The organism is Mycobacterium sp. NGS29 (assembly GCF_059812965.1).
The window spans coordinates 13311-31411 of record NZ_JCALDR010000024.1 but is presented as its reverse complement, the minus strand read 5'-3'; the positions used below and the strand labels follow the sequence as shown (position 1 = coordinate 31411).

20 protein-coding genes are annotated in these 18101 nt (G+C 67.2%); 4 read left to right on the top strand and 16 right to left on the bottom strand.

Features of this window, described 5'->3' with window-relative positions; genetic code table 11:
- Positions 1 to 44: 44 nt before the first annotated feature.
- The 15 genes from AC5Y5Z_RS23365 to AC5Y5Z_RS23295 all read right to left on the bottom strand — a co-directional run bounded on the left by AC5Y5Z_RS23365 (position 45) and on the right by AC5Y5Z_RS23295 (position 13736).
- The gene (locus AC5Y5Z_RS23365) at positions 45 to 458 is read right to left on the bottom strand and encodes a hypothetical protein (protein ID WP_133437093.1); all 414 of its coding nucleotides are present in this window, start codon (positions 456 to 458) and stop codon (positions 45 to 47) included.
- 25 nt (positions 459 to 483) lie between these two features.
- Positions 484 to 1395 carry a hypothetical protein gene (locus AC5Y5Z_RS23360; RefSeq protein ID WP_133437094.1) on the bottom strand — a complete coding sequence of 304 codons (912 nt, stop codon included), beginning with the start codon at positions 1393 to 1395 and terminating at the stop codon, positions 484 to 486.
- Positions 1396 to 1775: 380 nt separating this feature from the next.
- Positions 1776 to 2741: a DUF4192 domain-containing protein gene (locus AC5Y5Z_RS23355; protein WP_499919403.1), complete on the bottom strand. Its 966-nt coding sequence runs from the start codon at positions 2739 to 2741 to the stop codon at positions 1776 to 1778.
- 196 nt (positions 2742 to 2937) lie between these two features.
- The gene (locus tag AC5Y5Z_RS23350) at positions 2938 to 3180 is read right to left on the bottom strand and encodes a hypothetical protein (protein ID WP_133437096.1); all 243 of its coding nucleotides are present in this window, start codon (positions 3178 to 3180) and stop codon (positions 2938 to 2940) included.
- A 445-nt stretch (positions 3181 to 3625) separates the two neighbouring features.
- Positions 3626 to 4939 (bottom strand): AAA family ATPase, encoded by a 1314-nt coding sequence (locus AC5Y5Z_RS23345; protein ID WP_499919402.1) that lies wholly within the window; start codon positions 4937 to 4939, stop codon positions 3626 to 3628.
- 6 nt (positions 4940 to 4945) lie between these two features.
- Positions 4946 to 6163 carry a hypothetical protein gene (locus tag AC5Y5Z_RS23340; RefSeq protein WP_499919400.1) on the bottom strand — a complete coding sequence of 406 codons (1218 nt, stop codon included), beginning with the start codon at positions 6161 to 6163 and terminating at the stop codon, positions 4946 to 4948.
- Entirely contained in the window at positions 6160 to 6360 is a 201-nt protein-coding gene (locus AC5Y5Z_RS23335; protein ID WP_205879844.1) for a chemotaxis protein, read from the bottom strand. Before AC5Y5Z_RS23335 ends, AC5Y5Z_RS23340 begins: the two co-directional genes overlap by 4 nt.
- The gene (locus AC5Y5Z_RS23330; RefSeq protein ID WP_499919399.1) at positions 6357 to 7637 is read right to left on the bottom strand and encodes a vWA domain-containing protein; all 1281 of its coding nucleotides are present in this window, start codon (positions 7635 to 7637) and stop codon (positions 6357 to 6359) included. The genes AC5Y5Z_RS23335 and AC5Y5Z_RS23330 overlap by 4 nt, the downstream gene beginning before the upstream one ends.
- The gene (locus AC5Y5Z_RS23325) at positions 7634 to 8740 is read right to left on the bottom strand and encodes a sigma 54-interacting transcriptional regulator (protein ID WP_499919397.1); all 1107 of its coding nucleotides are present in this window, start codon (positions 8738 to 8740) and stop codon (positions 7634 to 7636) included. The genes AC5Y5Z_RS23330 and AC5Y5Z_RS23325 overlap by 4 nt, the downstream gene beginning before the upstream one ends.
- A 643-nt stretch (positions 8741 to 9383) precedes the next feature.
- Positions 9384 to 9650, bottom strand: a complete 267-nt coding sequence (locus tag AC5Y5Z_RS23320; protein WP_133449292.1) for a hypothetical protein — start codon at positions 9648 to 9650, stop codon at positions 9384 to 9386.
- Positions 9651 to 10071: 421 nt separating this feature from the next.
- Positions 10072 to 10917, bottom strand: coding sequence for a hypothetical protein (locus AC5Y5Z_RS23315; RefSeq protein ID WP_499919396.1), 846 nt, complete (start codon positions 10915 to 10917; stop codon positions 10072 to 10074).
- 87 nt (positions 10918 to 11004) lie between these two features.
- Entirely contained in the window at positions 11005 to 11844 is an 840-nt protein-coding gene (locus AC5Y5Z_RS23310) for a phosphoadenosine phosphosulfate reductase domain-containing protein (RefSeq protein ID WP_499919395.1), read from the bottom strand.
- Positions 11841 to 12260 (bottom strand): hypothetical protein, encoded by a 420-nt coding sequence (locus AC5Y5Z_RS23305; protein WP_499919394.1) that lies wholly within the window; start codon positions 12258 to 12260, stop codon positions 11841 to 11843. Before AC5Y5Z_RS23305 ends, AC5Y5Z_RS23310 begins: the two co-directional genes overlap by 4 nt.
- Positions 12260 to 13147: a hypothetical protein gene (locus AC5Y5Z_RS23300; RefSeq protein ID WP_499919392.1), complete on the bottom strand. Its 888-nt coding sequence runs from the start codon at positions 13145 to 13147 to the stop codon at positions 12260 to 12262. The genes AC5Y5Z_RS23305 and AC5Y5Z_RS23300 overlap by 1 nt, the downstream gene beginning before the upstream one ends.
- A 454-nt stretch (positions 13148 to 13601) precedes the next feature.
- Entirely contained in the window at positions 13602 to 13736 is a 135-nt protein-coding gene (locus AC5Y5Z_RS23295; protein WP_338100574.1) for a hypothetical protein, read from the bottom strand.
- Here AC5Y5Z_RS23295 and AC5Y5Z_RS23290 point away from each other — a divergent pair.
- Entirely contained in the window at positions 13735 to 14028 is a 294-nt protein-coding gene (locus tag AC5Y5Z_RS23290) for a hypothetical protein (RefSeq protein ID WP_338100573.1), read from the top strand. The genes AC5Y5Z_RS23295 and AC5Y5Z_RS23290 overlap by 2 nt on opposite strands.
- Here AC5Y5Z_RS23290 and AC5Y5Z_RS23285 read toward each other — a convergent pair.
- Complete coding sequence (locus tag AC5Y5Z_RS23285; protein WP_205879842.1) at positions 14025 to 15710, bottom strand: hypothetical protein; 1686 nt, start codon at positions 15708 to 15710, stop codon at positions 14025 to 14027. The genes AC5Y5Z_RS23290 and AC5Y5Z_RS23285 overlap by 4 nt on opposite strands.
- 173 nt (positions 15711 to 15883) lie before the next feature.
- Between AC5Y5Z_RS23285 and AC5Y5Z_RS23280 the strand changes: the two genes are divergently transcribed.
- From AC5Y5Z_RS23280 to AC5Y5Z_RS23270, 3 genes are read left to right on the top strand one after another with little or no spacing between them, the layout of a single operon-like run.
- The gene (locus tag AC5Y5Z_RS23280; protein WP_133449286.1) at positions 15884 to 16357 is read left to right on the top strand and encodes a hypothetical protein; all 474 of its coding nucleotides are present in this window, start codon (positions 15884 to 15886) and stop codon (positions 16355 to 16357) included.
- Positions 16354 to 17220 carry an RAMP superfamily CRISPR-associated protein gene (locus tag AC5Y5Z_RS23275; protein ID WP_133449285.1) on the top strand — a complete coding sequence of 289 codons (867 nt, stop codon included), beginning with the start codon at positions 16354 to 16356 and terminating at the stop codon, positions 17218 to 17220. The genes AC5Y5Z_RS23280 and AC5Y5Z_RS23275 overlap by 4 nt, the downstream gene beginning before the upstream one ends.
- Positions 17221 to 17228: 8 nt before the next feature.
- A complete protein-coding gene (locus AC5Y5Z_RS23270) occupies positions 17229 to 17951 on the top strand; it encodes a hypothetical protein (RefSeq protein ID WP_133449311.1) in 723 nt (240 codons plus the stop codon).
- The last annotated feature ends 150 nt before the right edge of the window (positions 17952 to 18101 follow it).

The window sequence follows — 18101 nt, the reverse complement described above, 5'->3', positions numbered from 1 at the left end:
TCCCACGCGGACACGAACAGGCTCGGCCCCACCCACCCGCGCGGTCAGTACCTTGGCGCCGATATCGACCCTGCAGGCACCGCGAACACCTCCGCCGCCACGCGGATGATCTCGTCGAGGTCGAGGCGAATCCGGCGGCCATCGGAATCCACAGCGATGCTGTATCCCGTGACATAGCGCAGCTTTTCAGAACCGGCATGGACGAACACGGCCACCTGATCGGGCTGCAGGTGAGCCGCGATCATCTCCGGAACAAAGAACTCCTCGCCCTCGCCGTCATCGCCGTCGATCCACCGCGACCAGTCTCCCAAGCCGTCGGCGTCTGCCGCGAAGATCGCCACGCATCCGGGCGACCGCTCCTCCACCTCGAAGTCGTGGCACTCCAAGGCATTCCTCAGCGCCTGCACGTCCTTGACCGCAAACACGTTAGTGCGGCCCCGCCCGTAGTAATTCGCCATCAGACCGCCCTCCCCATCCTCGTCGCTACGCTGCCGAGGGGACATCGCGGGCACCAACGATGAAGCGGTCGGAGGCGGCGATGTCACAATTCACCAACGCCAACGCCGTGTCGATGATGTCGCCCAGCACTTCGCAGGGCACGCCGCCGCCTGCGGGCAGGACATCACGCACCTGCACATAGACCGAGACCGAAAGGTTCTGCTGCTCAGCAGCTTCGGCGCTGACAGCCGTCAAGTTGAGCACGACGGTCAAGCCATCGAGAACCCCCTGGCCGTCGTAGGACGGATCAAGATCCAACCCGAGATAAGCGACGGTGACGCCGTGCGCGAGACCTGTGACCGTGAGCCAATCCCGAGTCGGCGAGCTGCCTGGATCGTTCTGGAACACACAGCCCATCACCGCGGCCAAGGTGTGCTCGGCCTCCCAGGTGTCACCCGTCAGCCCATCTAGAAGCTCCTCGATTTCAGCGGTGTCGGACGCCGCCCACCAAGCGGCGTACCCGACGAGATCGCGCTCGACGGTCATCGGAGCCAACACCCCGCCCGCTCGGACCGGCACGTGGGCGGCGGTCTCACCATCGAGCGACCACATGAATCTGCCCGATTCCGTACGCAACTGACCGTCCAGCACGCGGAACCCGAACAGACAATCGTCCTCGCCAAGCATCCGCACCGATGACCCCTCGACCGCAAACGGTGCCAGCACCGCCAACATCTGCTCGGTCGAGTCCCACCACTTGTCGTGATGACACCCCAACGTGAAGCCCGTCGCGGCATCCTCCTCACATCCGTCAAAGCAGGTGTTCTCCTCGATCACCTCGGTTAGCGTCGCCGTGCCGGTCGTCTCGAACGCGGCACGCACCGCCTCCAGGGCGGCCGCGATGTTCGCCGGTGGAATGGTGAAGTCGGAGTCAATCGAGTTGGCGCAATAACCCATCGTGAACATCCCCCATCTGGGACTCGTGGGCCGGTCCGATTGACCTGCCCGACATCCCCAGGCTACCGATCCCCTCCGACAGCCCGAGTACCGTCGAGATGCACCGCAAATTAACAAGAAACGCCGCGCTACTTTGACAGAACAACGGCCCGGCACCCACCCTTGTCAAACTTCAGTGCACGGCCTGAACTGCAAGTTTCCACCCCGAAGCGCCCCGTCGGGCCGTTGTTAAACAACCCCGCGCCGCGTGACAATCTTCGCTGCAGCAGCAGCAGCAGCAGCCGCGCGCGAAGAAACAACCCCCACCCCACCCCTGTGCCGAGGGGGGACACGGTGGGAGCCGGCAGTACCCTGCCCCCACCGGGTCGCCGCCACGGCGGCTAGACCGACACCGCCGGGGGCAGGCTCGCGGTCAGGCCGCGGATCGCCTCCGGCCGAACCCCGTTCTGTAGCGCGGTGTCGAGCAACGCGGCCATGCGGTGATTCGGCGTCTCGGCCCGTATCGCTTCCAGGCACATCCCCGCCACCGGCCCTGCACCCGTCACATAGCTGGCGTGCGCGAGCATGCACAAGGCTTCCGAACGGAACGGCTGGGGCAAAACCTGCACCAGTTGCGACCACAGCTGCTCGGCCGCTCCCGCTTCGTCGCTGTCGATCAGGGTCATCAGCGCGTCACGCACTCTCAGATCCACCAGAGTCGACCCGACACTGGCCAATTCGGCGTCCGAGAGAACCTCGCCGACACCGACTCGGCGCACCGCCGCCACCGCCGAACGCACTGCCACCGCCACATCGTCGACGCAGCCCGACACACCGACCAGCATGGGCGCCAGCGAGGTCGCTCGCGCCACGTCCACCGCCACGGTCGCCCTCAGTTCCTCACGGCTGCCGTACATCCGGTGTCCCGCGACTACCGCCGCCGCAGCCGCCGCCGAGATAGCCGGGTCATCGAGGACACCGCCCTTGCCGCAGTTGTCGACACATCGCCAGCGTCCCCCGGCCTCTATGTGATCGACCACCACCGCATCGAGCAATTGTGCGCCGCGCCGTTCCAACGCCGCCGACAGATTGCGCGCCTGCTCCGTGAACTCGTCGGCGCACATCGCACACGACGCGCCCTCTGCCGACACGAACACCGCCACCGCAGCGTCACCCCCGGCACGCACGACCAGATCCGCCAACTGCTCCGGAACATCCGGCGACGTCGCGTCACTGAGGTCCAGGCGCATCACTGACCCCGCCTCACCACCCTGCACGGACACTACAACCAACGACTCAACGGGGCGAAACCCGAGTATTCCCAACAGATTCGAGATGACGGCCGACAACCCCTTGATTGCGTGCATTGCACTCCCCTTCCGGGAATCCAGGGCCGGTCCCACTGACCTGCCCAACAATGTGAAGCCTACCGGGCAACACCGACAATTATCGCTGAATCAACAACTCCCCCAACCAAACAAACCCGATCGACCCAACATGGACCAGCCCCAACCCCGCCCCTGTGCCGGGTAGGGATAGGGTATGAGGCTTGGGGCGCAGCGCCTACCACTCGTCCTCGTCCCACCGTTCCCCGGCGTAGCTTTCATCGAAGTCGCTAGGGGCGTGGCGCGGGTACCTCCGGTTGATGCCGTCCATCACCGGCTGCAGACGCGCCGCGTAAGCGTCGTAGTGCCGATCGCACCGGTAGTAGGAATCCCCACTCCCACTAAGCGTCTGACGCGGAAGGGTTTCCCCTGCGCAGCCCTCCGGCCCGTCCAGGCATTCCCCGTCACCGTGAACCGCCATGATGTTTCCCTTTCTGAAATGAGCCCGCCCCAACGGCTTTGCTCGACACCACAGACGCTACCGCCAACCACCGACATAATCCGCCGGCCGGCCGCCGCTGCCGCTGCCGCCGCTGCCGCTGTTGACGCTGCCGTCGAGTTGCACTGATGAACAAGAAACGCCGCGCTACTTTGACAGAACAACGGCCCGGCACCCACCCTTGTCAAACTTCAGTGCACGGCCTGACCTGCAGGTGTTCACCCCCGAAGCGCCCTGTCGGGCCGTTGTTAAACAACCCCGCGCCGTGTGGCAATCTTCGCTGCATCTCTTCTTCTTCAGCTGCTGCCGCCGCCGCCCGAACACCCACCCCCACCCTGTGCCGGGTGGGGTGGGCGGCCTCGAAGGTCTGCCCGCCCCCCACAAACCAATGCCGACCGCGATGGTCGGTTGTACAAGCTTTCGTGGTTCAGAGTGCCGCGAGCACCGCCCGCGCTTGGACGGCCTGCGGGTCGTTGGTGGCGGCGTCGAGCAGCGGCACAGTCGCAGGATCGGTGAGCACCGTCAGGTGCGCTCGGTGCCGACTCAGGGTGACGCACATTCGGCCCGCGTCGAGGGCGAATGCCTCGGGACTGCGGTATCCGGCCATAGGGTGCAATGCGACGACAGCCGGTCGTTCCAAGCCTTGCAACGCGTTGACGGTGCCGACCAGCACATCGGGCATGTCGGCTAGCAGCGCCCGTACCGCACCGGCTTGGGCGACGTGGGGCACGACTACGGCCAGATCGGCGGCGGTCAACGGCTCACACACGCCACCGCGCCGGTAGTTGTGGCGAGTCAGTTCGCGTGCCCGCTCGGCTAGCGCGGTCAGCAGCGCCGGGTCGGTCGGGCCGTTGTGCGCTTCTGTTGGGCGACTGACGATTTCAGGCAGTACGGTGCCGTCCGGTGCGATTACCGCCTCGTCGGGACGGCGTGACGTGAACGGCATCTGCGGGTAGAAGTGCTCGGAGAGCAGCGCGCAGGTCTGCGGGCCGAGTCGCCAGGAGTTCGTCAGTTCGTGGACGGTGATCGCCTCGCCGTGTGCGGCCAGCAGCGCAGCGGGGGCGGGTTGGTGCGGGCCGGTGGCCTTCCCGTCCCATTTCTCGGTCGAGCCGGTGACCACGGGTGCCACCTGGCCGGGGTCACCGACGCAGACCACCTGGCGGGCCAGCGCCCCAAGCGCGCCGAGGTCGCCGTAGGTGGCCTGCCAGGATTCATCCACTAGCAGCGCGTCCGCGCCCGCCATGCTCGGGTCCACGTAGAGCCAGCGGGCGGCGGTGCCGATCAGGATTTCACCCCCGGTCGAGTGCTGCCATCGCACGCTGCGACCGGCCACGGTGCGAATGCCGTTCACGGTGACCGGCTTCTTACCGGCCCCCGACACGATCAGCGAGGTGCGGTCGCTGACGGCGGCGATGCGCCGGGACAGCTCGGCGGCTTGCTCGCGGGTCTGCGCGGCCACCGCCACCCGCAGTCCCACCCGATGCGCCAAGGCACCCGCCAAAAGCGCGACAAGCCTTGACTTTCCGGCTCCCGGGCAAGCGGGGACGCAGATTGCTGGGTCCCCGCCCCACGCGGCCAGCAGCACCCTCGCCAGCATCGGTGAGTCGAGCAGGTCGCGCCCCGGCCAGTTCTGAACTATCGGGGCAGCGGGCGGCGACGGCGTTGTGGCCGGTGCCGCCGTAGCGGCGGGTGTCTCGTTGGTGTCGGCGGGTTGGGCGAATCGCTTGGGTAGGGTACGCATCTCAGTTCAGTTCTCGGTCGTGGGTGTGTCGTCGGCGGCGGCGATCATGACCGCCAGCGGCACCGGTCGGCGGCTGGCGGTCGGCGTGGTTCCCTGTGATAACCAGGAGAACCGTCGCCGGTACAGCCGAGACACCGCCGTGCGCCGCGACCGGATCGTGGACACCGAGGGCGGGGCGGGCATCACCGTCACCGTCTCCCCGGTAGTAGGCCGGTAACCCGTCTTGCGCAGGCCGCCGATGGTCACCGTCAACGCGCCGTCCTCGCCCACGGCGGTCGCGAAAACCTCACCGCTGAAACGGTTCTCCGTGTCCGGCATCGCGGTCATCGGCTCGCCCTGCCACCCGGTGACGGCGGTCCCGGCTTTCAGGCGGGTGTCGAGCCGATCGGCACGCACTGTGACGCGGTTGCCCGCCTGGCCCGCCCCGGTGACGACCTGCCCGTGGCAGACGAACCCGGTATGCACACCACGCGCACGCCATAGCGGATCGGCCAGCAGTGCGGCGTCGTAGAGGTCGGCGGCATCGCAGCGGCTCATTAGCCGCGCCGCCGCCAGGTACAGCGTTTCGGGCCGGTCCCAGCTGCGCTGTTCGCCCACGGCCTTCTGCGCAGCCTCCCACTGCCAGTCGTCGTCCTCACGCACCGCGTCCAGCCCCGGCAGCAGCAGACCACCGGTCACGGCGTGATGCCAGATCTGCAGCCCGCCAACACCGTTGGGCACCTTCAGCGCTGTCCGCCACATGCCCGCGTGATCCTCGCCCGGTGTTACGCCCAGTATGAATCGGGTACGGGTCGCGCCCAGTACGTCGGTCACCGCCGATGTACCGGGGTGCGCGGCCCGCTCCACCCACCACCCGGCCAGCGCCGATCCCGCCGTCACGTCGCGATCCGCGCAGCGCGCCGGGTCGGCGTAGCTGCGAGCCAGCCCCTCCAACGCCCGCATCGTGGCCGGGGTATCGACTAGGGCCGTCGCGCCGGTGCCGAGGTCACCGTCCACGCATCCGGCAGCGCGGGCGAGCGCGGCCAGTCCCTCGGCCCCGGTGCCGCTGCGGGTGCGCCCATCCGGCCCCACGGCCTGCACGTGCACCACCGGGCCGGTGCGCTGCGCTGCGACGGCGACCTTCACGTCACGCGATGGGGCGGGATTGTGCAGCAGCCGGGGCACCGGCCCACCGGCATCGCGTGCGGCCACCCGCTGCGCGAGGTCGAACAGTGCGGCGCTCACGCCGCACCGTCGCGGCTCTGCGCGGGGTCGGCCAGCCCGCGAGCGGCGGCGGCGAACCCATCGGCCAGCGCCGCCGTCGCCAGATCGGTACGGTCCCGCTGCGCAGCGGCGCGCACCGTGCCCACGGTCCAGCCGGTGCCCGCCAGCACGGTGTCGGCCCACTGCGTGAAGTCACGGCCCCCGGCCCGCTTGCTCACGTCGCCACCGCCGCAGCGGGGGTGACGCGCACCGTCTTGGCCCACGCGGGCGCGGTGTCGGCGGCGTGCGTGCCGATCAGGGCGACGATCAGCGGAACCGGGAGCCGACGCTCATGCCACGGCGTGCCACCGTCTGTCAGGCAGACCAGCACGTTGGCCGGTGGGCGCGCTGCCAGCGCGGCATCGATTCCGACCCGCATGTCGGTGCCGCCGCCACCGACCAACGTCACATCGTTGATGGACCGCACCGGGCGCGGTGCGCTGGCACCGGCATCGCAGCAGAGCACCCGCACAGTGGCTCCGGTGCGCCTCAGCACCGCCCGTGTTTCCGACAGCGCCGCCGCCAGATCGGCCTCACCCATCGACCCCGACGTGTCGATGATCAGATCGACGGCGATCTTGGGTGCCCGCAGCGTCGGCAGCAGCACACCCTTGGGAGCGCGCCGGTTGGGCCGTCGCCAGGAGTGATGCACCTGTCCCGCTTGATCCTCGACGGCGCGGCGCACCGCCGCCCGCAGCACCTTGGGCCACGGCACGACTGCCGGGGCGAGTTGGTCAGCGGCCCACCGCGCCAGGCCCGCTGGCATCGTGCCGCGACCGGCCTCGCCGTGCGCCAACTCTCGTTGAACCTCGCGGGCGACGGCGACCTTTACCAGATCGGCCGCAGCACGGGACAGCCCCTTGCTGCCGCCCACGTCGGCAGCGGCGGGCAGTTCGCCCGGCACGGCATCCCCGGCACCGGACCCGCAGCCGTGGCCGTCGTCCTCGCCGTCACCGGACCCGCCGCCGGGATCGCCGTCCGCCCCGCTGCGTGGTGGCGTACCGGGCGGCACCAGATGCCGGTAGTAGACCTCGGCGGCGTGGCCGTCCTCGCAGCCCAGCCGTCCCGGTGTCACAACACCTTCGGGGAGACGCACGCCCGCCGCGATCAAGTCATCGTTGATTTCGGCGTCGGCGGCGTAGTTCCACATGGTGCGATCCACCGGGGAGTCCACCGTGTCAGCGCGGCCACCGTGGTCACGCAGCACATGCCCAACCTCGTGCAGCAGCACGGAGCCAGCCAGATTTATCGACCACCCTTCGGCGGTGCCCAGCATCGCCGGGTCGAGGTAGAGACGCCAGTGCTTGTCCACCGCGAACGTGCCCAAACCCGGTGCGGCGACTGGCGACAACGCGAACAGCGCCCGTGCGAAGTAGGGCATCGCCTCGACTGCGGCCATCCGCGCCAGCCGCAACCGTCGCCATTCGTCGGCGGTGAGCGCTCTGACCTCGGTCATGCCGCGCTGCCCACGTCGAGGCCTGCTGCGATCATCACGTCTTTGAATTTGCGCGCCGCCGCAGGCGGTTTCGCACCGGCAGGCATCGCTACGCTCAACGCGCGGGCCGCTGCCCCGGCCACGTCGGGTGCGCCGTGGGTCGCTGCCTCGACCACCGGACCCCAGGCAGTCATCCACGCGTCTTTAGTGCCCCTGCCCGACGCCCAGGCGACCACACCGGACAGCACCGCCCACACCTGATCGGGGCGAGCCGTCCCCCAGGCGACGATGCTCGGGTCCGCGATCACGTCCGCGACGGCGGGCAAATCCATGCTGGCCCGCCATTCCATGAACTCGCTGCCCGCACCGTCACCGACCAGTCCGAGCGCGACGGTGCTGATGGCGGCGGTGTCGTCAGAGCGTAGATGCGCCAGCACCCGTGCCATCGCCTCCCAGGAGCGCCGCGACGGCCACGCCCTCCCAGCAGCCTCGTCAGTGTGCGGAAACTGGTGCAGCAGAGCCGGTCTGGCCTCCAAGAAGGCGCAGACGGCCCCGATTTCGTCGGCGCGGCGCAGGTCATCGGCGGCGATGCCTCGCGAGGCGGGCAAGGCGGCGAACGAGGACCGCATGCCGGTCAGCCATTCCTCGGCGGTCGGCTCGAAATCGACGTGCAGGAACCGGTTAGCCATCGGCGGCGTCAGATCGACACCACCGGCACTCCGGTCAGGTGGGTTGGCAGCTGCGACGATCCTCACGGCGTGAGGCAGCTTGGTTCGTCCAACCATCCGCTCTAACGCGACCGTGAGCATCGCGGCCTGCACAGACGCCGAACATGTCGAAATCTCGTCCAACAGAAGGTAACCGCCGTTGGCGTCCAAAAGCGTCTTGGCCCAATCGGGTAATGCGAGGGTTTGTACCGCGCCATCGGTGACCACCGGCCAGCCCGCAATGTCTACCGGCTCACGCTGCGACCCGATCACCGTCTCCACCGGTACACCATCGGCAGCGGCCAACGCCCGCACAATGGATGACTTGCCCATGCCAGGATCGGACCAGAGTAAAACTGGGACATGTGCTCTGGCCGCAGCGTCGATCACCGTCACGGTGGTGTCCAAATCGGTCATGACCGAATCCCCTCCCGAGGAGTAGTGGACCGGCCCCGATGGCCCGTCCTCACAACACAGGACACTACCGGCACCCACCGACAAGTCCACAACCACCACTGCCGACACCACCGCCACCAAAACCGCGACATCGCAGCGGTTTACATCAACCACCCCGCCCCTGTGCCGGGTGGGGGTGGTTGATGAAGATGGCCGGCGAATTCCCTCACCGGCCACCTACCCGATCCCGTTCGCGCTACTCGGCAGCGCTCTCCGCGATGACCTCGCCGAGCTCGCTGACCATCTCCCACTCGGTCTGAGGGACCGTATACACGTGCAGCCCGCCGCGATGACTTGACTCCCAAATAGAGCAGGTGGAACCTCGACTTGTCGAGCGCGTCGATCAACGTCTCGTTACCCGACCATCCGCCTGTCGCGAGCGACACCCGCACGACGTTCCGCAGCTGGTTGTCCAGCCACTCATCGACGGTCATCAGGCTCGGCGTCCACCACAGTTGCTCCAGCAGATCTACCACCGCCGTTGGCGAGCCATGGCAGTGGCGCACCGCCGCGATTCCCCACTCGGTGGGATAGCCGTCATCATCGACCAAAGGGCGGTCCTCAGCACCGGTGATGTCGGTCCTCTCCCCACCGTCTGCGGCACTCACGCCGAGATACCCCGGTCGTAGTCCGCCCACAGGTCGCTGGCGTGCTCGGTGGCGGCATCCTCTAACGCCGCTGCTTCCGCCTCCGACTCCAGCCATTCGATCTGCCCTTCGACCTCGGCGATTTCCCGCCGCAGACTCCCCGCATGCGCCGAATTGAACGCGCTCGCCAGCTCAGCCCGCGCCCGGGCCAATACCATCCGCGCCTCATCGAGGCTCAACTGCTCGACATCGACCGGCTCGACATCATCGACGTAAACGACCATCCCAAATTCCCCTCGGATGAAGTTGGGCCTGCCCCAACGGCTTGCCCTTACCTACATGACACTACCAACAGCCACCGACAACGGAATCCTCTGTGGTGCAACGCAATAGACATTGCCCACCCCGCCCCTGTGCCGGGTGGGGTGGGTCGAAAGGCGGGTCAGAGCTGCTCGAAGAATCTCGTCGCGATCCCGGCCGTCCCAGGTTGACTCGGACTCATTCCCGGTCGAATGCCGGCGGGTCGAACACGTTGATGGAACTCCGCGGTCAGCTCAGCGGACCGCTCGGTGAGCCGTCTGGTCCGCGCGATGTTGCCTCGACCTGCCCAACACGCAGCCGCGACTTCGGCGGTGGCGTCAGCGCGGACCTGCTCATGCGTCGGATTGCGAACTGGAAGTCGTTGAAACAGCGGGCGGTTCGTCTTCAGCGGTCGGCGACGGCGATACGAGTCGATGCGCCGGCCGCCTCGAGTTCGTGGGCGCGGCGTGCGGCCGCGACCCGGTGCACCCGGCGTGGATACACCTCACCATCGCGCTTGGTGCGAGCCTGCGGGTAGAGCCGCTCGAAAACGGCCTGGTCGTCGATCATCACCACGACACTCGCACCATCTTCCTTGGTGATGTGAAGCTGCGCGGCGCTGGCAGTGATGAAGTCGTCGATGGCCTGCAGTTCAGCCACCAACCCGGTCGGCGGCGCCGAGGTGCTTCGCTCGAACTTCGCGTACTTCTTCGCCTCGATGCCGAGCAGCCGAGAGGTTTCCTCTTTGAGCAGCCCGGCGGCCAGCCGGCGCACGGTGAGATCCCCGCGCTGCTGCCCGCGGTACACCTCGACGTCACGGCCGCGCCGGCTCAACTCCGCCGCGGCACGGCCCACGGCCACGTGCTGCAGCGACATCGGGTACGGCACAAGATCCCGCAGTGTGCGGGCATCCGGGTAGGCATCCTCGAACTCCGCCTGGTCGACGGCGGCATCTAACCTCACCGTCCCGCCGGCCGGCGCCGCGTCGAGCATCCGCGCAGCCTCGCCGGCGACGAACTCCTCCATCGCGATCAGCTCGTCGACGAGTTCGGCGCCAACCTCCAGGGCGCCGGTCTCCCGGGAGCGGTACTTGTGCAGATCTACCCGTAGGACCGGCACGAGGTCCTCGACCCGCAAGCTCAGCGCATTGCGCCGCGCGAGTAGGTCCGACCAGCGGTAGGGGGCCTCGTCGATGTCGTCCTCCTGGTCGTACGCAGCGGTGGGCAACGTGCCCGCCAGTCCGACACTCATGATGCATGCTCCCTTCCGGAGTGTTCGGGCCCGCCCCTTCTCGGCTTGCCCGTCGTCGAAAGTCAATGCTACCGCCCCGTTCTGACTTCAGGCCCATTCGTGCAGTCGGGGCAGTGCGTGGGCCAACCGGTCGAAGAGATCGGGCCAACCCCTCTGCAGCCACGCGATGTGGCCGTTGGACAGCTTGGAAGCGTCGATGATGGAGTCGACACGGATCTGCGCGTCGGGGACCCCGAGGTCAGCGAGCTTGCGATAGAGCGGGTTGGGCTCGATCCCCCGCCCCGCCAGGTACTCAAAGACGTGGGAGCGTTGCCAGTCCCAGATCGGCCCGTAGGTAATGGTTCCGTCGGCGCGACGGACGATACCCCCGGCCTGCATCCGCACGTCGGTGCGTGAACTCTGCTGCCGCGCCCGAGTCTCCGAGGCCAATCCGCGCCGGTAGAGCATCCGCCGGCCGTGCGACTCCTCGGCGCGCACACCCCACAGCGAGCCGCGGCCGTAAAGGCGATGCGCTTCCCTGGCCGGCCCGGTAATCATCACGTCAGCCAACTGGCCTCGCAACCGTCGATCGACGGCGTAATGATCGAATCCGCCGCCGGCGATCAGCACCGTCAACAAGTCCGGATCGGCAGTGATCACCTGATAGTTCAGTTGCCAAGCCTCGGCCAGCTCCGCCAAATAGCGCAGGGTTTCGGGGAATTGCAGTCCGCTGTCGAAGAACACGACCGGGATGTGCGGATCGACCTGGCGCGCGAGGTCGACCACCACTGTGGAGTCCTTGCCGCCGCTCCAGGACACGAACCCGTCCTGCTCGTCGAGGTGCTCGGCGATGCGGTCAAGCAAATGATGATGGGCTCGCGGGCCTCGGCGGCGCGCCGCAATGCCGCGCAGCTCGTGCATGTTCAGGCCCGCCGGTGCGGTGGTCATCGTCGGTCGGTCACCGCGATCGCGGCGTGCGGGAACAGCTGGTCGAGGTATTGGCGGACGTACTCGATTGCGTCGGGCCCGTCGAGGATCGACTCCGAGGTGGTGGTGTTGTCCCACCACCGCCATTGACCGCCGCGCTTGAACCCGAACGGTGCCGGCACGTCTGCGGCGAGGTGGGTACGGGCGAAGGTGCGCGCCGCGCCGACGACGAACCACCAATCGTTGCCGCCGAAGGTGACCGCGCCGTCGGCGTCGGCGATGTCAAAAAGTCTGTGCGGCAGCTTAACTCGCGCCAGGCACGGCTCGATGGCCGCCGCGCGGAGGCGCGTGACTGATCGGTAGTGCCCGTTCTGTCCGGGCTCGTCCATTCCGATCTCAGACCGGTTGGGGTGAACGATCCATTCGGTGGGGGTCATCAGCGCTCCCTCAGTTGCAAGACGAGGCGTTCATTGAATCCTCGGGGGCGGGTTGCGTAGGCGACGTGTTCGGCGGATGCCACGTCGAACTGCATGCCCCTGGGCAACACGTGAGTGGTGTCCTCCACGCTGTCGGAGCGACCCAGGTACATCCCGCGGCTGGTCACGACCTCGAACACCACGTACCGGGAACTGTCATGCCCCGGTGTCTCGTGCAGGTTGTGCCGGGTCAGAGTGAACTGGTCGAACGCGACGCTGGCCCCCGGCTGCAGGCTCGCCGGCAGATCCGACGGCTTGGTGATGTCTGCGTGGTTGTCGGGTAGTCGCACAGCCACATAGACACGGTGGGTCCGGTCGTTGAGTCGCTCGTAGGACTGGATCGCCCTGTCCAGACGCTGCACCTTGGCGCGTTCGCCATCGGTCAGCTGTTGCGCATCGCCGGCCGCGAGATGCAGACGCTCGTTGACGCGCCGCCACTCCGTGGGGTCCTTGCTGCTGAGCAGGCTGTTGATCGCAGCGTGCTGCGACGCCGGCGCCGCCGCGATGACTCTATTTTTGACCGTGGATCGGATCTTTCGCTGCCGGCCACTTAGGATCTCTCGGAACTCTTCGCGGGCAGGCAGCTCGCCGCGCAGACGATCGGAGTCGACGTGGCTCACATCTCGCGGTGTCGCTCGATCGCGATCACGCGTCGCCCGTGTGAGGGAGGAGTCGTCATCGCGTAGCTCGTCGACGAACTGGTTGGCCAGTCGTTGGAACGAGCGCTCCGTCATTGCGTCCTCGGCAACCTCGCGGGCCGCCTTGATGTCACGCGCACCGATGGCCCCGCCCTCGACGTCGATGGCGACGGGCTGTTCTCGGTTTGGTCTGGCGGTCTTGGCGCCCACGTGGCCTCAGATTTGCGTAACTGGCTGGTTCAAATCGCAGTGTATGGGCCAAACGGGACACGACGGTTAATCCCTACAGCGTCCCTGCGGAGCGACCTGAAGACGGAGGTAGGCGGCCCGGAAGGCTGTTTCCAACCGTCCGGAGCCGCCTCAGGTGAAACCCTCACCCAGCCCCTGTGTGCGTTTCGTGGTGGTCACATTAACAGCCGTAGGTGTCAACTTCAGACCGTATCGTGACGGCCACCATGCTGTCTGATCCCGCCGCCGCGGCGTGGGTCGCTGCCGGTCGACCTGCCGTGGATGCCCCCGAACCGGTAGCCGGCCGCTGCGGCCGATGCGGCACGGACGGGCCCACTGTCACCAGTTCCCGCATCATCTCTGAGAAGTTCACCGGCTTCGACGCGTGGCCCTTCGGGGCCCGCCGATTATGCGTCGCGTGTGCGTGGGCTTACAGTCATCCGCCGACCACGCAGCCGACGCTACTGATCACGACAACCTCGTTGAACGAGTACTCCCCCAGCACCGACTTGACGCCGATACTGACTGCCGGACCGTTACCCACCACACACGCTGCGATGGTGCCTACCATGCGCCGCCGGCACATCCTGCCGACCACCCAGTGGGGGCATCTAGCCACCGATGGCCTCGTTGTTGCCTGGGACGCCGCCGCCGCGCGACGACTGACCGATCTGCAGTGGCTGCGCATCACGGTCGGGGCCACCTGGCCACAGCTCGGTGACCCAGTTCCGCCGGCGCAGCTACTCACCAAACAACCCACCGACCGCTGGCCGGCGATCCTGCGGGCGTGGGCGGCCATTCAGCCGTGGCGCACAATTCCACCGCTTTGGTCAGCTGGCCGAACCCTCACCAACCGTTCCTAGATACTGAGCGAAACTGAGTTTCTGCTCGGTGTGCGGCCCGAACGGTGTTGGCCGCTGGCGGCGGGTGTTGGCTGGTGGACCGGTACGCCTCGTCGTCGTGGTGGGCGTGTCGGTGGGCCAGAACTGTCACACCGTCGTGTGGCGCTCGGTGGCTGGTCGGGTCTAGCCGGTGGAGTGCCCGCACGCATCCGCTGTTGGGTGCGGGGTCCTGCCGGCCGCCGCCTGATCGGCACGCCGAGTCCACGTCTGCCAATCGCGACCGCCGCACCGTGATGCACGGTGACAGCGGTCGGATCGGAAGTCTGCTGCTGCAAGGGGTTACGCCAATGCTGACGCCCCCACTTGCTGGTGTAGGCCGGATCCACGCCGATCACAGCGATGCCGCGGCGGGCAGCCATGGCGGTGAGCCGGTCTCGGAAACGCCGAGTGGGGATCCCGGACACGGTGCGGCGAAGGCGTTTTCCTCGCCTGCCGCGGCCCAGGGTTTCACGCCCGGTACTACGCGCGTCGGTGAAGTTAAGGTTTTCGACCACCACCGCTGCGCAACCGTGGTGGTGGGCGAGGTCGAGCAGGGTGGTGATCGCCGCGCGGGCCCGCCCATCCCGGCGGGTGGCACGAAAACTGGCGGTCTCGACAGGAATAGTTACGGGTTGCCCGATGGGGTTGCCGGAGGGGTCGAGCACGCAGGCGGCGAGGTGATCAGCGTTGAGATCCACCCCGAGCACCCGGTGTTCGCGCAGCTCGTCGAGCTCGGGGACCGAGACCGGGGTGGTGGTCCAGGAGGCGTCCAGATACCAGCGGCCCCGGTCCGGGTCATACATGATGTCGTAGCGCACCGCCCGACGCGCAACCACACGGGAAAGCCATTCGTCACCTCGATGGTTGAACGCAACCGGGGCGGCGATGTGCAGATGGGTGCCGAACCGATCAGTCAGGGCGGCAGGTACTTTCACCCGAAGATGGCCTGACTCATCAACGCGGATTGTCTCGTTACCGCTGGCCTTACCGGATTCACCGTCAGCGGTCAGGAACATGCGGGCCGTGTCCCAACGGTCCCGCCACTGCTGCTCGCTCAATCCAGCGGCAGTGAGGTTCTGCCGGGTGCGCCACCGCCTGTTGCCGCCCACGGTGATCGACGGCCGGCCCGCGGCCAACGCAGCTTGCGCCCCGTCCAGGCGCGCGCGCAGCGCGGCCAGGCGGCGGGTTTTGCAGAACCGCTCGGCCGCCGTGCGATAACCGCGCACCGCGCGCCGTGACCGCCGCCGCGGCCCACCAGCAACATCGCGGTCCGGGGCACCGACCTCACCCCGGCGCAGCGCACACCGGGATTCCAGCACCGTGATCGCGGCCCGCAAATCGGTGACCTCGGCGTCCAGGGCGCGCATCCCCAGCTGATACTGGTCTTCGACCGCGCGGGTGAGCGCACCGGCCCACCGCGACGACGCCACCGCCGTCACCGCACGCTTACGCTCAGCGCGCCACACTGCGTGCGCCTTGCGGTCCAACCGGCCCAACGTGATCCGACCCGCAAGCTCGCGGCGATACACCGAACCCAAGAACTCACCGGCCTCGCCCAACGCCGCGGCCTCGTCGGCGGTCAAGTGCAGCCGGGTGCGCACACGCGCACCCTCCGAGGCCGCAGCCACCACCGGATCACCAATCCGACGCAACTGCCCACCCATGGCTGCCATTGTGCGGGAGCCACCGACAAACCAGACCCGCTGACACGAAACCACGCTCACGATGTCAGCCAAGCGCTCACAATCGCGCAGTATCCAGCCAACAGCTCAAACCCCCAGCCCTCGGCCGACAAGTAAACACCTCGGTGGCACCCTTACCCGCTACCCTGACGCCCATGACCGAGCTCACGCCGACCCGAACGTGGCAAGCTTTGGTGCCCGAACTGCCATCGTTCACCGTCGACAGCGACGCCGAAACCGGTGCACCGCCAACAGCAGTGGCCGCCCATCCGGCCGACACTGCAGAAAGGCTGCTGCTGTTATTGCACTACAGCATCGACTGGGACAACAGCTGGATCGGCGAACCGAAGTACCGCAAAACCTACTGGGACGAGATTCTTCCCAGCAGAGTGCGCCGCGCCGCCTACCGCGCCACGACACTCGATGAGTGGTGGTCCTCGCCGGCTCTGGTACGTCTCGGCGCTGCCACACCGCGCTCCGCAGACCGGCGACTGGAACTTGCCGGGCTGCTGCGCGAACCATCTCTGCCGGTCCTCACCGCATTGCACACCAGCCTGCCGGCACTGCTGTTGCGGGTCCGCATCATCGCCGAAGCCGTTGCCGCCAAACGCAAAGCGGCACGCAATTGACCCTTAACAGTATTCAGTGGGACATCGACGTCCTGGCCCAATCATCCATCGTGCACCGCGAGGACTACACCGCTGTCGGCACCGACAACTTCACACTGTTCCGCCGAGAGAAGGTCCTCAGCCCCGCCGGCGAGACGACGCTGGTCCCCATCGTGTCCGGCAGCGGTTTCCGCGGTGTCCTTCGCCGCATCGGAGAAGAACTCACCGCCGCAGTCCTCGACTACGAAGGTGCGCTGCCCGTTCCGGCCGCGCACTTACTCACCAACGGCGGCCGCCTCGCCAAATCAGCCAGCCCTTTCACCGACGAGGACGAGCGCCACCTCAAAGCCCTACTCCCCCAGCTGGCAGTGTTCGGCGGCGCAGCCTCCGGCCGGATCATGTCCGGGCTCCTCGCCGTCGGCAAGGTTTTGCCTGAGGTCGCCGAGCTCGCCCACATCCTGCCCCGGCCGGCGCCAGCAGGCACCCCTCTGCCTGCCGTGCACACTCTCGCCGAAGAATCATATAGCCACCTCTCCGATCACCGCGCCCACACCGACCAACCACCGTGTACCGATCTCGACGAAACGACCAGCCCCCTAGGCAGATTCGGTGTCGAGACCCTCCCAGCCGGAACCCGGCTTCAAACCTGGGTGCGCCTCACCAACGCCACCAACCACCAGACCGCATTCCTGCGTGACGTCCTCGACACCTTCGCCCGCAACGGCCATCTCGGCGGACGCATCGCCGCCGGCCACGGCACAATCACCGCCACCCTCACCCCCACCGTGCAACGCGGACATTTCCCCGACTCCACCATCGATTGGAAATCCGAACTCGCGACACATCGCAGTGACGTCATGGCGGCACTATGCAAAATCACCTGAGCGCCAACATGATCCCGCTACACATCACCGCCACCACCCCGTACGGCGTCGTACTGTCGCGGCCCTGGGGTATCGCCTTCGACGGCCTCCTCGCCTCAGTCATTTGGCACCGACGAAAATGGGCCGCTCGCGCCGCCGGCCACCACCTCACCTACCAGCCATCCCAGCCCCCAGAAACCTTAGAATTACCGCTCGCTCGCTGCGGAGACCCTGAAAACGCCGACGATTGGCACTGGATGGCGACCTTCGCCGACCTACATCCCCATAACCAGTCCGTCAGCGAACCCGACATTAGGTGGCGAACCTCCCGCACCAACCACCATCGACTTCAACAACTCGCGCCAGTCATCTCGAAAGCCGTTTCGGACAGGACCGCTCGCTATCAACACCGCGTCATCCCGGTCATGGCACACCCAGCCACCCACCTCACCTGGCGCGCCGTCGGAGAACCAGACACCATCCGCGATCTGCTCACCGACCTTCCATCGATCGGCAAGCACACCGGCGTCGGAGAAGGCTTAGTCACCCATTGGCAGGTCACCGAAATACCCTCCGCCACCGACTGGTCCGCGGGCCACGAGCACGAACCCGGAATCCTGGGCCGATCCACCCCTCCCCGCTGCCTAGGCTCCAATAACATCACCAGTGCTGGGCCACTGGGCACCGGTACACTCCGCCCGCCCTACCTTCATCCGGCTAGTCGGGCCCCCGCTTTTCAACCGGCACGCTGATACGCCGCCTCCTCGCAACAGAAGAAGAATCGACCTCTGATCAAGAACGTCGTATGAAGTCCCTCAAAGCTGACCGCCACCACAGCGCGGGAGATACGATCTTCGCTCATGCTGTCCCAGCCGCGCGTGCCTTTTTCGGCCGTGCGTGTC